Raw genomic sequence first — 14,662 nt, forward strand, 5'->3', positions numbered from 1 at the left:
CATGAGTACCTTTGATCAACTTACCACCCTGCTCGACGAACAGCAGGCGCGTTATCGGGTGATGGAACACGCGGCGATGGGGAAATGTGAAGATGTGGCTGCACTGCGCGGCACCGCACTCGGGCAGGGTGCAAAAGCGCTGGTGTGCCACGTGAAGGGTAACGGTGTGAAGCAGCACGTGCTGGCGGTGCTGCCTGCCGATAAGCAGGCCGATCTCTCCAGACTGGCGTCGGCGCTGGGCGGCCTGCGCGCCTCGCTGGCCAGTCCGGCGGAAGTAGATAAGCTGACCGGCTGCGTGTTTGGTGCGATCCCCCCTTTCAGCTTTCACCAGGATTTGTTGCTGGTTGCCGATCCCAGCCTGCTGACACGCTATGAAGAGCTGGCGTTTAACGCCGGGCTGCTGGAGAAATCCATGGTGCTGAACACGGCAGACTATCAGCGCATTGCGGCACCGACGATCCTGAGTTTCTTGCGGGAAGAAGTGTAAGTGCGGTGGCCTGAAGTGCGAATATGATGGTAACGAGGCCAGAGCGTGGTTCATTACGCCGTAACTGTGCAGGCAGGATGCTGCAGCGGTGGTAAAGGGCGAGAGTACGCCGATCAATTCGTGGGCATGATGAGTCGTGCAGAGAGATAAAGTGCGGCCGGATCGCGCCGGCCGCTGCGTCAATGTTTAAGACTGTTTACGCTGACGATACTGCTGACTCACCACGCGACCAATTACGATGCCGGAGCCGATAATACCACCAAGGATAATCGACAGCAGGACCGTAAGTACGCGCTTTGGACTGTCACGACGCACAGGCAGATCGCCCGGTGCGATATAGCGGAAAGATTGCAGGTTATCCACCTGAATTTTCAGATGGGTCATCGCTAACAGTGAACGCTGCGTGTCGTAATAGGCACTATCAAGCGGCAGCGGCTTCGTCGCTTCATTAGCAATCATCGCCTGCAGAGAAACGGTGCCCAGCAGGTACATCGTATCATCGGACAGGAACTCGGCCTGATTAAGCTGTGAGCGGGTAATGTTTGACGCTTCCGCAATTTTCAGCGACTGCTTAATCACATCAATGCGCAGCTGCTTTTTATCCAGCGCAACCTGCTTCTGCGTATCCAGTGAATCCGTCAGCTCGCGGGTTTTTACGCTCAGGCTGCGGCGAATATCGGCACCGTAATCGTCCACAACGTCGTCGTTCACTCGCTGAATGTACTCACCCAGCTGCTTACGTGCCTGCTCTGCGGTTTCCGCGGTGAAGGAGATGCGCAGCGGTTCGCGGCTGCCTTTAATCACCTGCTGAACTTTCAGCTCCAGCGGTTCATCCAGGTTTTCCAGTTCGGATGAGAGTGCACTGATTGAACTGCCGAATCGGTTAAACAGCTGCTGTTGTAGATCGCCGATAGCGGGTTTGTCCTGCGGGCTCTGCGCATACAACACGCTTAACGCGGCGTTATAGTTCGCCACCTGACCTGCTGCTGGCAGCGTCACAATCGCTTTTGAAGTCCACTTCTCTTTTGCCAGCAAGACGTAGGCCAGCGCCAACAGCACGGTGACGACGATCGATGCAATTATAATTTTTTTACCGGCCCATAGCTGGACGAGGATATCCAGCAGACCGAGTTCTTCATCACGGCTATAGGAATTTTGGTGATGCGGATTCTGCTCAGAATTGGAATGGCTATCGCGACTCATAATTTTCAATTTACTCAAACAAAGAAAGCTAACGCAAAGGAAGTCAGTATAGGTAAAAATAGTTGAAGAGTCAGCGAGGTGCGATGGGGAATTTCTTAAAATAGTCGAGAAGGACTATTTTGGATGAAACAACCTCCCGCTTAGCGGGAGGTTGCAGACTGAATTAATCCAGCCATTCGGTGTGGAACACACCGTCTTTATCAGTACGCTTATAGGTATGCGCACCGAAGTAGTCACGCTGAGCCTGAATCAGGTTCGCTGGCAGTACCGCTGAACGGTAGCTGTCGTAGTAGGCGATCGCAGCAGAGAAGGTTGGGGTTGGGATACCGTTCTGCACGGCATAAGCCACAACGTCACGCAGCGCCTGCTGGTATTCGTCAGCGATGTTTTTGAAGTACGGAGCCAGCAGCAGGTTAGCGATGTCAGCGTTATCGGCATAGGCATCGGTAATTTTCTGCAGGAACTGAGCACGGATGATACAGCCAGCGCGGAAGATTTTCGCGATTTCGCCGTAGTGCAGATCCCAGTTGTTCTCTGTTGAAGCAGCCTTCAGCTGAGAGAAGCCCTGTGCATAGGAAACGATTTTGCCCAGGTACAGCGCGCGGCGTACTTTCTCAACGAACTCGGCTTTGTCGCCTGATACAGCCTGTACGGTTGGACCGGTCAGCACTTTAGATGCCGCTACGCGCTGAGTTTTCAGCGAGGAGAGGTAACGGGCAAACACGGATTCGGTGATCAGTGACAGCGGCTCACCGAGATCCAGGGAGCTCTGACTGGTCCACTTACCGGTACCTTTGTTTGCCGCTTCATCCAGGATTACATCAACCAGGTAGTTACCCTCTTCATCTTTCTTCGTGAAGATATCTTTGGTGATGTCGATCAGATAGCTGCTCAGCTCGCCTTCGTTCCACTCGCTGAAGGTTTTCGCCAGCTCGTCATTGCTCAGGTTCAGCGCGCCTTTCAGCAGAGAGTAGGCTTCAGCAATCAGCTGCATGTCGCCGTATTCGATGCCGTTGTGCACCATTTTAACATAGTGACCCGCACCGTCCGGACCCATGTAAGCCACACAGGCTTCACCTTCGGCACGTGCTGCAATTTCAGCCAGGATAGGAGCAACCAGCTCGTAAGCTTCTTTCTGGCCGCCAGGCATGATAGATGGGCCTTTCAGTGCGCCCTCTTCGCCACCGGAAACACCGGTACCGATAAAGTTGAAGCCCTGCTCAGACAGTTCGCGGTTACGGCGAATGGTGTCTTTGTAGAAGGTGTTACCGCCATCGATAAGGATGTCGCCTTTATCCAGATGTGGAGTCAGGGATGCGATAGTTTTATCGGTCGCTTCACCGGCTTGCACCATCAGAAGGATACGACGAGGTTTTTCCAGTGAGTCAACAAACTCTTCGACGGTGTAGTGCGGAACCAGATTTTTACCTGGGTTCTCTGCGACCACTTCATCGGTTTTCTCACGAGAGCGGTTGAAGATAGAAACTGAATAGCCGCGGCTCTCAATGTTGAGTGCCAGATTGCGGCCCATAACAGCCATACCCACAACGCCGATCTGTTGCTTGGACATACCTACTCCTGTCTACGTGATTTTTCCTGCAGCAATGTGACTGCGGTCAATGTTCCAGACATGTTAACTCAGGTTTAGGTAATGTGGATAGTGATTGGTGCGATAGTCAGATATATTGAATAAAACTCACCAAATACCCCTCTAAAAAGTGCCGCAATTATCGCTTCTCAGTAAGGTCTGATGCTTAATTAAGCACTCATGATGAATAAAATCAGCCTGCCATCATAAGTTTTATTGCATCAATCGCTCAGCTAATAAATTCAAGTAATATCGCGGTTAAATAACCTTACGCACGTCTTCACTAACTCAGACGATGGGTGAACTTATAGATTAGAAATCTGAATGTACTCTGTAAGTGCCACATAAAATGACGAGAGAACACGCTGCGGTTAGCATGCTTGGCAAAATGCAGAGCATGAATCGTTGGATAATAAACCACGGGTACTTTCAGCAGCTGAGAGCGATAACACAAATCGATATCTTCACAGTACATAAAGTACTTTTCATTGAATCCAGAAAGCTGTTGATAGTGGCTCGCTTTGAGAGCCATAAACGATCCGGCGGTCCAGTCTACGGGCGTGGGCGCAAAAACTTTAGACTTATCAATGATGCATTTATTGACCCCGAAAATAAATGACTGGAAGAAGTCCTTCAGGGTCGGGAACTTGCGTATAGAATTATCATAGATCGTTTTTTCATCATTCTTAAAAAGATTGATGGCGGCAAACGCCACGCGATCTCTCTGCATATTTTCCACAAGTTCTGCAATTTGTTCAGCTGTGATATACAAGTCAGGATTAAGCACAATAAAAATATCCTCTCCCTGCATGCTGAGTTTCTGCTGGCAGTAGTCAAAGACGAAATTATTGTTTTTACCGAAGCCTAAACCATAGTCACTTTTTATAATGACGATATTATTATCTGCACACCAGTCACTCAATGCCTCTGCATCTTGTGGTTTATTACACTTCAATACAACGTTAAACTGTTTCGCTAACTGCGGCAGACAGTTAATCTGCTTAATCATTTCGGCATGACCATGCGAAACAACGCTAATATAGATGTTCATTACACCCCTGAATAACTAAAATTTATTAATCAAACTTGACCACATATTAGCGATAACTTTCATCGAATAGCGGTGACTGGTTGCTAATCCTTTTTCGGCACGCTGCGCGTGTTGCAATTTATTAAGATTGAGATCGGCAATCAGTTGCCTGGCCTTAGCGGCGAATTCTTCCTCCCGGTAAAGCAAACCATCCTCTTCGTCCGTGATAATTTCGCGCGGCCCAATGTGATCGGAAGCGACAACAACGCAGCCCTGACTCATCGCTTCAATGACGACCAGTCCAAACAGTTCCTCCCAGCCATTTATCTTGCGTGACGGCAGGAGAAGAAAATGACTACGGGCCATCAGAGATTTTAGCTGTTCGCGATCGCTGATAAATCCATGGAAATTTAAATTAGCGTGTCTCTGCTGATAATCGATGACCTGGCTTTCCGCCTCTCCCCGCCCGGCGATATGGAATTCAAGCTCAGGTGCATTTTTTTCGGCATATTCGGCCAATTCCAGCCACGTACTGACGCCTTTCGCTGCAGTGAGTCGACCGGTAAAAAGAAAGTGGCCAGGGCTCTGCTGCCATTTGTCTTCAAACGCTTTATCGTCAATGGGATCGATATCCACCACATGCGGAATGGTGACAATTCGCTCTGTTATTTCAGGCAAAAACTGGCTAACTGAACGACGGGTTTCTTCTGTAACGGCAACAATACTGGCGAATCGTGGCAGACGATTTCGCCATGCCCGTTTTAACCAACCACGCAGCGGTTCGGGATATTCAAACGGAACCCCACCCTGCCACTGATGCCAGGAAGTATGAAGCAGGACGCGGTTGTGTTTGCACAGAAAACTGTAAATCAGCAGGCGAATATTAAACGGTGCCATGCCCAATAAAATGGTGTGCTGCCGGATGAACGGCAGTTTAAACAGAAACAATAGTGAATTTAGCGTCTCACGCTGAATCTTGCGATACTTCAGCAGATCGCGCAGCATAAATCGAAACGGCCGTGTATTCAGATAAACGACATCGGCAACCTGCTCCAACGCTTTAAAATAGGGTTTGCCGTCAAAATCATGCAAAACGATGACTTTCTTCATAGCCAATTATCCAAAATGCGATCGAGCTTTTGCCAGGTACTTTTCCAGCTGAACTTTTGCAAAATAGCTTCAGCCTGGTCAGGATAAAATTTCGCCTTTTCCTGCAGCAGTGCCACCAACGCCGGGTGATTCCCCAATTCAAAATAGCGAATATTGTCGTTAGCAAACTCCCTAAATGCCGGGATATCTGAAGCGATCACCGGGCAGCCATTTGCCAGTGCCTCGATTATAGGTAAACCAAATCCTTCGTATAACGAAGGAAACACAAAGACGCGCGCATGTTGATACAGCGCCACCAATTGTTCATCACTGATAAATCCGGGATAAATTACCCCTTCCTGAGGTGAAGTTTCGGTATGCCCTACCAATACCAACGCCAGATCGGGCTGAGTCTTACGCAATTCAGAAAATGCTGCCAGCAGCGCATTGATATTTTTATGCGGCCGATTATTGCCCGTATAGAGCAAGTAACCTTTTTCGCGTAAACCCAACTTACTGATAATCGCACTGTCCGGCTGCGCGGTGAGAAACAGACCTTCACCAGTCACGGCGGAATCCAGCTGATAAAGCGCCTTGACGTCATTTCGCGTCGTAGCGGAAACGCTCAGAACCAGATCGCTCGTCGCCATGCTTTTACCCACCAGCAGGCGAAAATAGCGTTTACCGATCAGCTTTTTGAGCCAGCCACTGAAGAATTCAGGCACCAGTTCAAACATTAAATCATGCACGGTGACCGCTGATTTTATCCCTTTAACAGGGCGCATCAGCCCGGAATAGTGAAAGCTGATGTAGTGCGTGTAATCCTGCTGTTTTAACCAGCCGGGGAAGCGCATCCAGTGAAGCAGATTAAACGCTTTAAGCGCTATCACCTGCTGCCGACAGGCAATATCCGGGCGAGCTTCGTTCAACAGTGCAGTCACATTATCCGCGCCGTATTTCTCGATGTAATACGCAAGAAACTTCTCTGAGTAACGAGAAATACCCGTTGGGCGGGCCGTCATCAAACGGCAATCTAATAATATTTTGGGCACCTGGTTTATCCCTAAAGCCACGTTAAACGCTGCGGAAGACAGCTGCGGATTAAAAATTTGCGTAAACTTTTCCTGCGTTGCCTGAATCAACCGCGCGTTTTCACTCTGCCGGGTTGGTACCGACGCCATCATTGCTATCGCTTGTGGAAAATCGTCCGCCGGGAAACGCCACTGCGGAGGAAGAAACTCCTTCATACCATCAACATCGCTGCCGAACACTACCCGCCCCAGTTTCACTGCCTCCACCATGACCAGCGGCACGCCTTCAAAACGTGAGGGCAGCACGATGCCATCAGCCGCCTGAATCAGCGCTTCGATGCGATCGGGCGTACACCAGCCGTGGAAGACAATATTCGGGTTACCGGCAAATTCAGAACGCAGAAGCTCTGATTCAGCGGAGCTGTTATCACCGACGATATGCAGATAAAGATTGCTGTGGTTCTGTTGCGCAGTAAACGCACGCAGGAATTCCTGCTGCCTTTTTTGCAGAAAATCGACCCGACCAATAAACAGGAAGTTGATCCCTGCGGGAAGCTCAACCTGTTGGCCTGAAGATCGCGTGAAAAACGTCGGTTCATTAAAGTTGTAAACAATGCTGATTTTATCTTCCGGCACCGCAAAATCAGCGATCAGTTCCCGCTTATTAAACTCAGAAATGGTAATGAATTTATGCGCCAGCGGGTAATAAAACAGCCGGTTAAGCCAGTCGCGAAAACCGCCCAACGTAACGCCCAGCAGACGACTTCTTTTGGTAATCGGTATATAGGACATGACCTTACAGCCGGAGAGTCGGGCGACGAGCAGCGATAATCCGCCAATTTCGATGGTTCCCTGAACGACCATCACCTGCGAGAACCCGCCGTTCCTGATAATACGATACAGGGCAAACGCATCGCTCCAGGCCAACAGATTCGTCAGTGGTCTGACAGGGAAGCCCGAAAAATCATGGGTTAATATCGCAATTGGCAGGCCTGTGCGGATTTTTAAATTATCGATTTCATCAATCAGCTTCTGATTTTTCTTGTTGACGACGATGGTGATTTTTTCATCCGCCGGGCATTCGCACTGGGCGATTAGCCGTAGAAACATCTCTTCATGTCCGCCGTAAACGGGCGACTCATCAATAAACAGCGTTTTATTAAACATTTTGCCTCGTACGCTTATTCAACCTGTCATTTCTCAGATAGATTGCATGCCCCATTACGTAAAATTCCAACGCCATAATGTTGAAAAAGCCGTCAAAGGCCAGATCCTGCATCAACGCAATATTGAGGATGACAAACACGATTAAATAGCGTGTTTTGGTATGGTACCTGACCAGTATCCAGCCGATGAACGCCAGCGCCAGCAACCACATAAACATCACGACCGTGCCGGAAACACGCACCAAATCCAGCAACATATTGTGAAACCAGATCCCGGTGTAACCTTCCGCCTGCACCTGCATACCGCCAAACGGATAGTTGAGGAAATTGCTAAAACCGTAGACCAGCATGCTAAAACGTGGGCTGTCGATGCCGCGCTCTGAGAAGCCACCAAAGTCCAACAGCGACATCCAGCGGGAAATATCGACGGCAAACAAAGCCAGCGTCACAATCAACACCCCAACGGCACAGATCAGCAGCAGACGTTTAGGATTTGACGAGGTTTTAAACGCGAAGAACAGCACCAGTAATATAAAGGCGGCACGTGATCCCAGATACACCGCACTGAATACAAAACACAGCAGGGACAGCACCGTGAGCATAATCAAATGGCGCATCTGCCAGTTGTTATTCAGCCAGACGATGGTGAACAGCACCAACTGTAGCGCATAAAGCGGTGAGTTTTCTTCGCTGCGGTTGACGACGTCATAAACCAGATTATATCCCGGGTAGCCGTGCAGTTTGCTGTAGATACAAACAATCAGCACATAGGCAATGCTGCAGAGACAAAAGAAATTAATCCAGGTTTTACGGCGCGTTTGCGCTTCCTGATAGCCCAGTACAAAGAACAGAATAAAACTGAAAACGATCAGCAATACCAGGTTAGTAAATTTCCCAGGGCCGCGCTCAAAATGCCCCAAGCCAAATACATACCATAACGTGAAGAACATCATGATGTAGCCGACAAACAGGTAGCTGCGCATCGGAGCCCTGAAGCGAACCAGCACCACGATGCTGGATAGCAGCATAAACAGGATAGCCAGCACGAGAATACGGAAAGATACGCTAAAAATGGTTAACCCGATCAACAGGTTGAACAACAGCGTTTCATACTGACGGTAGCCGTTACGTACTGGTGGTGCGATCTCAGTCGACATGTTTTACCATTTTCTTATCAAATTTCTTAGACATGACCATCACCATGACGGAAAGAGAAAAATAGGCCGCGGCATTAACCAGAGAAAACACGGCCATCGCACCGAGGCTCGATTTGAGCACCAGCACGCCAAACATCAAAGCGGCCGCGCGCAGCACCATTGAAGTCACCTCATACGCCAGGAAATAGTGCTGGATTTTTAATGAGGGAATGGAATCAATCGCGGGCCGAGCGCCCAACCAGAAAATACAGTAAATCGCCATCCACTGCCCGTACTCCCCGGCAATATGCCATTTTTCACCGAACACCAGGCTAAAGATCCACGGGCCGAAGAGAATGACCACCAAATAAATGGCGGTGGAGGTCAGCAGCAGCAACAGCGTCGATTTGGTGATAAAGGCGAAAATGGGAGAACCGTTGTTAACTTTTTCACTAACGCGTGGGTAATAGACGTTACTGATTGCGCCGCTCAGGAGCGTAACCGGTGCCCCAAGAATGGTTTGTGCTAACGCGTAGAATCCGGCTTCAGCGGCACCGAAATAGTAACCGATAATAAACACGGGCAAACTTTGCGAGAGCGAGTTAACGAGGGCCTGCGGCGTGCGAAAAAGAGGGAAGTCATAATAGTGGCGAGCCACCCGTTTAATTCGATTAAAACGAAATGAACGGGATTTAACGCGCAGCCCGGCTTTAAGCGCGCGGCCAAAGAACTGTATCGCCTGCAGCACATAGCCAGCAGCGGTAATCCCAACCAGCGTCACCGGGAGTGGAGCCAGCATCCCCCCAGCTACCCGCAAAATATTCACGGCGGCAGCCTGTATTACGGAAATATGTGCGATTTGCTTATAGCTGCGCGTGCGAATCAACCACTGCTGCCCACTCAGTTGAAACGGCAGCACCAGGATCATTAAAGGAATTAACAGCCAGAACCACAGCGGGTACTTGTCCGTGGGCAGCGCGTGTGGAAACACTATTTGCCCAAAGGCTAACAGCAAAAGAGACAGGATAGCGATGACCCCACCCAGCCACAGACAAAGCCTGACCAACAGAGAAGCCAGAAGCGTGCGTTTAGGTAAAACGACCGCGATCGGATAACTCAACGCAGAAAGGGGAATCAGAATATTAATTACCGACATAAAACTGCCCATCATCCCGTAAGCCTCAGGGCCGTACTGACGCGTAATGATGGGAATAAATGCCAGATAAATAATCTGCGCCAGCGCCGTGCCGGAGGCGAGAATAATAATACTTCTAAACAGTCCGTTCTTAAGCATAGTGAATCGATAGCCGTGCAGTTCAGGTTAAACGCGATTTAAAAAAGGCTGAAGGCGATCTTTTTCAGATAGTAAGGGTTGCTCACGCGTCGGCCATGCAATATTCAGCGTCGGATCGTTCCAGATGATGCCCCGATCGCTTTCCGGATGATAATAATTCGTCGTCTTGTACAGAAACTCTGCACTCTCACTCAGTACCAGGAAGCCATGAGCGAACCCTTCAGGAATCCACATCTGTCGTTTGTTTTCAGCAGAAAGGTTTACACCGACCCACTTCGCATAGGTCGGGGAATCGGGGCGGATGTCGACGGCAACGTCAAAGACCTCTCCGGCCGTGCAGCGCACCAGCTTACCCTGCGCGTAGGGTGCTAGCTGATAGTGCAACCCCCGCAGAACCCCACCGGCAGATTTAGAATGGTTATCCTGAACAAATTCGACCCTTCGCCCTACAGCTCCTTCGAAAGTCTTATGGTTAAAGCTTTCAAAGAAAAAACCACGCTCATCGCCATAAACGGCAGGTTCAAAAATTAATACGTCCGGGATCGCCGTGTGAATTACCTTCATGTCAGAACTGACCTTTAATCATTTTTAATAAATATTTGCCGTAATCATTTTTCGCCAGCGGCTCCGCCAGCTTTTTCACCTGAGCCGCATCGATAAACCCTTTACGGTAGGCAATTTCTTCCGGGCAGGAAACTTTCAGCCCCTGACGGTCTTCAATGGTTTTAATAAAATTGCTGGCTTCAATCAGGCTGTGGTGCGTACCGGTATCCAGCCACGCATAGCCTCGCCCCATCATCGCCACTTTTAATGTCCCGCGTTCCATGTAGAGGCGGTTAATGTCGGTGATTTCCAGCTCGCCGCGCGGCGACGGCTTCAGGCTTTTGGCCAATTCAACAACGCTGTTATCGTAGAAATAAAGACCGGTTACCGCATAATTGCTTTTCGGCTCCAGCGGTTTTTCTTCCAGCGAAACGGCAATGCCCTGTTTATCGAACTCAACGACGCCGTAGCGCTCCGGATCGTTGACGTGATAGGCAAATACCGTTGCTCCGGAAGGCTGACTGACGGCTTCTTCCAGTTCTTTCGGCAAATCGTGGCCGTAGAAAATATTATCGCCAAGCACCAGCGCGCAGTTATCTTCACCGATAAACTCTTCACCGATGATAAAGGCCTGCGCCAGCCCGTCCGGACTGTCCTGCACTTTATACTGCAGATTCAGCCCCCACTGACTGCCATCACCCAGCAGTTGCTCAAAGCGCGGCGTATCCTGTGGGGTACTGATAATCAGGATATCGCGTATCCCCGCCAGCATCAGCGTGCTGATAGGGTAGTAGATCATCGGTTTGTCGTAGATTGGCAGCAGCTGTTTACTTACCGCCATAGTGACCGGGTAGAGACGGGTTCCGGAACCGCCAGCGAGAATAATGCCTTTACGCTTCATAATTTTTCTCTTTTTAATTCAAACGCAGAGGTTTAACGCGGGATCTGCGAATCGTTAAGTTCCTGCAGCATCCGCCGCACGCCTACCTGCCATTCAGGCAGCGAAAGCCCGAAGGTCGTGCAGAACTTATTGGTTGCCAGCCGGGAATTTAGCGGTCGCCGAGCCGGTGTTGGATAACGGCTGGTAGGGACTGGATGCAGGTTTTTAAGCGCCAGTTCATTACCATTTTTACGTGCCTCAGCAAAAACGAAGCTGGCATAGTCGAACCAGCTTGTCGTGCCGGATGCCACCAGATGGTATAGCCCTGCCGCATCGGGGTTATGCTGAACCGTACGGATAGCGTGTGCGGTACAGTCCGCAATTAAATCAGCCCCCGTCGGTGCACCAAACTGATCGTTAATCACCGACAGCTCTTCCCGCTCAGCGGCAAGGCGCAGCATGGTTTTGGCAAAGTTATTTCCCCGGCTGGCATACACCCAACTGGTTCGGAATATCAGGTGATTTTCACAAAAACGTTGGATTGCCCGCTCACCCGCCAGCTTGCTGGCACCGTAAACGTTTTGCGGGCCTGTGGCATCGCTTTCCTGCCACGGGCGATCGCCCTCCCCCGGGAAGACATAATCGGTGGAGTAATGTACCAGTAGCGCGCCCAGCTGATGGGCTTCCTTTGCCAGGACCTCAACGGTCGCGGCATTGACCTGATGCGCCTGCTCAGCTTCCGACTCCGCTTTGTCTACCGCCGTCCAGGCAGCAGCATTGACGATCGCATCGGGCCGCAGCTGACGCACGGTATCGGCGAGATCCTGCGGACGCGTGAAATCACCGCAATAATCAGTTGAGTCAGAGGCCAACGCGGTCAGTTTTCCAAGGGGAGCCAGCGCACGCTGCAGTTCCCAGCCCACCTGACCGTTTTTCCCCAACAGTAGAATTTTCACGGCAGACGCTCGCTGTAGTTTTGCGTAATCCACGTCTGATAAGCACCGCTTTTCACGTTGCTGACCCAGCTGGTGTTATCCAGATACCACTGTACGGTTTTACGAATGCCGCTTTCAAAAGTTTCCAGCGGCTGCCAACCCAGCTCACGGCCGATCTTTCCGGCATCGATCGCATAGCGGCGATCGTGGCCCGGACGGTCCGCGACATAGCTGATTTGCTGGCGATAGCTCTGCCCTTTCGGCACCATCTCGTCCAGCAGATCGCAAATCGTTTCCACCACCTGCAAATTCTTTTTCTCGTTGTGGCCGCCGATATTATACGTTTCGCCCACGGTTCCGTTGGTCACCACGGTGTACAGCGCACGGGCGTGATCCTCAACATACAGCCAGTCGCGGATCTGATCGCCCTTGCCATAAATGGGCAGGTTTTTTCCTTCCAGCGCGTTGAGAATAACCAGCGGGATTAACTTTTCCGGGAAGTGATAAGGCCCATAATTGTTGGAGCAGTTGGTCACCACCGTTGGAAGACCGTAGGTACGCAGCCAGGCGCGAACCAGATGGTCGCTGGAGGCTTTAGAAGCCGAATAGGGGCTGCTGGGCGCGTAGGAGGTGGTTTCGGTGAACAGCGGCAGGTTGTTTTGTGCATCGCCGACTTCATCAGGATGGGGCAGATCGCCATACACTTCATCGGTCGAAATATGATGGAAACGGAAAGCCTCCTTGCGCGAGGCATCCAGCTCGCTCCAGTACTGACGCGCCGCTTCCAGTAAGACGTAGGTTCCGACGATATTGGTCTCAATAAAATCAGCGGGTCCGCTGATCGAGCGATCGACGTGGCTCTCAGCAGCCAGATGCATGACCGCATCAGGCTGATGGCGAGCAAAGATAGCGGCCATAGCGCTTTTATCGCAGATATCTGCCTGTTCAAAAGCATAACGGGGATCTGAGCTCACCGTTGCAACAGATTCAAGGTTACCTGCGTAGGTGAGTTTATCAACATTGACGACGCTGTCCGCGGTTTCACTGATGATATGGCGTACGACGGCAGAGCCGATAAATCCGGCTCCGCCGGTCACTAAAATTTTCACGCGGTCTCTCTCTTATAATAATGCCTGGCAAAATCGCGCCGGGATCGCGCCCCGGCGCCTGCACTTTCCAGTTAGCCTATTTTACGGCCAGGAAGCGCCCAAAAGTCACTTTGAGTCTTTCCAGCGATTTCATGGCATACAGCAGTGAAATAAAGCTGCCGACAAACAGGGCAAGCTGCCAGTTATCAGGGACGCGGCAGCCTTCCAGGATAATGCCGATCATGCCACTAAATACCTGCGCGGAAGTCATAATCACTAACGTCCAACGCCCGCTGAGGCCGGCACGCATCAGGATATGGTGCATATGCTCGCGGTCGGGACGGAACGGGCTACTGCCACGACGAATACGCGCAATCATCACGCGCATCATGTCCATAAGCGGTACCGCAATCAGCCATAGCGCGGTTACCGGGCTCATAATCGCATCCTGCCCCTGAGAGGCGACAATCAGCAGCCAGATCACCGTAAAACCAATGAGCATGCTGCCCGCATCACCCATAAAGACCTTGAACTTTCTGCCCCATGGAATACCAAGGTTAAGCAAAATGTAAGGCAGGCAGGCCGCCATCAGGCACATGCACCACATCGCCATATCATCATTGCCGCCCATGATAAACACGATGCCCAGCGAGCCAAAGGTGACGCAGGAGAGTGCGCCCAACAATCCGTCAATGCCGTCAACCATATTGAAAGCGTTAATGGCTGCAATAACCGCGAACAGGGTAATCACATAACCAAAGGTTCCCAAAATCAGCTGGTAACCAAACAGGATATTACCCAGTGAGGATAAATAGAGCCCGTTGTACATCATAATGCCCGCTACCGCCGCCTGCAGACCCATACGCGGCATCACCGGCAGGTCGAACCTGTCATCAAGCACACCCACCAGCAGCAGCAACGTGGCGCAAATCATATAAATGTCGAAATCAGGCAGCCACGCTGGCTGCAGCGCATATAGAATCCACAAGGAAAAGTAGACAGAAACGCCGCCGACCAAAGGGATATGCCCGCTATGGAGCTTACGCGCGTTTGGCTTGTCCACCAGCCCCACTTTGCGAGCTACTTTTCTCGCAATAAACAACAGCGCTAAAGCCCCCAGAAAGATGAGAACGATCTCTTGCATATGTGCACCAATGCTCACTTAGCTTTTTGCATTTCGCTCAATGAAACC

General features: G+C 50.7%; 13 protein-coding genes. 1 reads left to right on the forward strand and 12 read right to left on the reverse strand.

The window, feature by feature from the left end:
- The first annotated feature begins 1 nt into the window (after window position 1).
- Window positions 2–487 carry a YbaK/prolyl-tRNA synthetase associated domain-containing protein gene (locus tag JOE09_RS13745; RefSeq protein ID WP_205066166.1) on the forward strand — a complete coding sequence of 162 codons (486 nt, stop codon included), beginning with the start codon at window positions 2–4 and terminating at the stop codon, window positions 485–487.
- Between the two features lie 186 nt (window positions 488–673).
- Here the strand turns inward: JOE09_RS13745 and wzzB are convergent, their stop codons facing one another.
- The 12 genes from wzzB to wecA form a co-directional block, all read right to left on the reverse strand.
- Window positions 674–1,690 carry an LPS O-antigen chain length determinant protein WzzB gene (gene wzzB, locus JOE09_RS13750; protein ID WP_205066167.1) on the reverse strand — a complete coding sequence of 339 codons (1,017 nt, stop codon included), beginning with the start codon at window positions 1,688–1,690 and terminating at the stop codon, window positions 674–676.
- Window positions 1,691–1,853: 163 nt separating this feature from the next.
- Window positions 1,854–3,260: an NADP-dependent phosphogluconate dehydrogenase gene (gndA, locus tag JOE09_RS13755; protein ID WP_105591420.1), complete on the reverse strand. Its 1,407-nt coding sequence runs from the start codon at window positions 3,258–3,260 to the stop codon at window positions 1,854–1,856.
- Window positions 3,261–3,561: 301 nt separating this feature from the next.
- Window positions 3,562–4,329 carry a glycosyltransferase gene (locus tag JOE09_RS13760; RefSeq protein ID WP_205066168.1) on the reverse strand — a complete coding sequence of 256 codons (768 nt, stop codon included), beginning with the start codon at window positions 4,327–4,329 and terminating at the stop codon, window positions 3,562–3,564.
- A gap of 15 nt (window positions 4,330–4,344) precedes the next feature.
- Window positions 4,345–5,418, reverse strand: a complete 1,074-nt coding sequence (locus JOE09_RS13765) for a glycosyltransferase family 4 protein (protein ID WP_205066169.1) — start codon at window positions 5,416–5,418, stop codon at window positions 4,345–4,347.
- Window positions 5,415–7,595 carry a glycosyltransferase gene (locus JOE09_RS13770; RefSeq protein WP_205066170.1) on the reverse strand — a complete coding sequence of 727 codons (2,181 nt, stop codon included), beginning with the start codon at window positions 7,593–7,595 and terminating at the stop codon, window positions 5,415–5,417. The genes JOE09_RS13765 and JOE09_RS13770 overlap by 4 nt, the downstream gene beginning before the upstream one ends.
- Window positions 7,588–8,751 carry a hypothetical protein gene (locus JOE09_RS13775; RefSeq protein ID WP_205066171.1) on the reverse strand — a complete coding sequence of 388 codons (1,164 nt, stop codon included), beginning with the start codon at window positions 8,749–8,751 and terminating at the stop codon, window positions 7,588–7,590. The genes JOE09_RS13770 and JOE09_RS13775 overlap by 8 nt, the downstream gene beginning before the upstream one ends.
- Window positions 8,741–10,024: a lipopolysaccharide biosynthesis protein gene (locus JOE09_RS13780; RefSeq protein ID WP_205066172.1), complete on the reverse strand. Its 1,284-nt coding sequence runs from the start codon at window positions 10,022–10,024 to the stop codon at window positions 8,741–8,743. The genes JOE09_RS13775 and JOE09_RS13780 overlap by 11 nt, the downstream gene beginning before the upstream one ends.
- 27 nt (window positions 10,025–10,051) lie before the next feature.
- On the reverse strand, window positions 10,052–10,588 hold the full coding sequence (gene rfbC, locus JOE09_RS13785) for a dTDP-4-dehydrorhamnose 3,5-epimerase (protein WP_205066173.1): 537 nt from the start codon (window positions 10,586–10,588) through the stop codon (window positions 10,052–10,054).
- 1 nt (window position 10,589) lies between these two features.
- Window positions 10,590–11,471, reverse strand: coding sequence for a glucose-1-phosphate thymidylyltransferase RfbA (gene rfbA / locus JOE09_RS13790; protein WP_205066497.1), 882 nt, complete (start codon window positions 11,469–11,471; stop codon window positions 10,590–10,592).
- Window positions 11,472–11,500: 29 nt separating this feature from the next.
- Entirely contained in the window at window positions 11,501–12,403 is a 903-nt protein-coding gene (gene rfbD, locus JOE09_RS13795; RefSeq protein ID WP_205066174.1) for a dTDP-4-dehydrorhamnose reductase, read from the reverse strand.
- Window positions 12,400–13,491 (reverse strand): dTDP-glucose 4,6-dehydratase, encoded by a 1,092-nt coding sequence (rfbB, locus tag JOE09_RS13800; RefSeq protein WP_205066175.1) that lies wholly within the window; start codon window positions 13,489–13,491, stop codon window positions 12,400–12,402. The genes rfbD and rfbB overlap by 4 nt, the downstream gene beginning before the upstream one ends.
- A 76-nt stretch (window positions 13,492–13,567) precedes the next feature.
- Window positions 13,568–14,614 carry a UDP-N-acetylglucosamine--undecaprenyl-phosphate N-acetylglucosaminephosphotransferase gene (gene wecA / locus JOE09_RS13805; protein WP_205066176.1) on the reverse strand — a complete coding sequence of 349 codons (1,047 nt, stop codon included), beginning with the start codon at window positions 14,612–14,614 and terminating at the stop codon, window positions 13,568–13,570.
- Window positions 14,615–14,662: the final 48 nt, after the last annotated feature.

Source organism: Pantoea coffeiphila, assembly GCF_016909495.1.
Taxonomy (GTDB): domain Bacteria; phylum Pseudomonadota; class Gammaproteobacteria; order Enterobacterales; family Enterobacteriaceae; genus Erwinia; species Erwinia coffeiphila.

Excerpts from the sequence above, each read along its gene's own strand:
- JOE09_RS13745 (WP_205066166.1), top strand. The coding sequence starts at position 2 with ATGAGTACCTTTGATCAACTTACCACCCTGCTCGACGAACAGCAGGCG.
- wzzB (WP_205066167.1), bottom strand. The coding sequence starts at position 1,690 with ATGAGTCGCGATAGCCATTCCAATTCTGAGCAGAATCCGCATCACCAA.
- gndA (WP_105591420.1), bottom strand. The coding sequence starts at position 3,260 with ATGTCCAAGCAACAGATCGGCGTTGTGGGTATGGCTGTTATGGGCCGC.
- JOE09_RS13760 (WP_205066168.1), bottom strand. The coding sequence starts at position 4,329 with ATGAACATCTATATTAGCGTTGTTTCGCATGGTCATGCCGAAATGATT.
- JOE09_RS13765 (WP_205066169.1), bottom strand. The coding sequence starts at position 5,418 with ATGAAGAAAGTCATCGTTTTGCATGATTTTGACGGCAAACCCTATTTT.
- JOE09_RS13770 (WP_205066170.1), bottom strand. The coding sequence starts at position 7,595 with ATGTTTAATAAAACGCTGTTTATTGATGAGTCGCCCGTTTACGGCGGA.
- JOE09_RS13775 (WP_205066171.1), bottom strand. The coding sequence starts at position 8,751 with ATGTCGACTGAGATCGCACCACCAGTACGTAACGGCTACCGTCAGTAT.
- JOE09_RS13780 (WP_205066172.1), bottom strand. The coding sequence starts at position 10,024 with ATGCTTAAGAACGGACTGTTTAGAAGTATTATTATTCTCGCCTCCGGC.
- rfbC (WP_205066173.1), bottom strand. The coding sequence starts at position 10,588 with ATGAAGGTAATTCACACGGCGATCCCGGACGTATTAATTTTTGAACCT.
- wecA (WP_205066176.1), bottom strand. The coding sequence starts at position 14,614 with ATGCAAGAGATCGTTCTCATCTTTCTGGGGGCTTTAGCGCTGTTGTTT.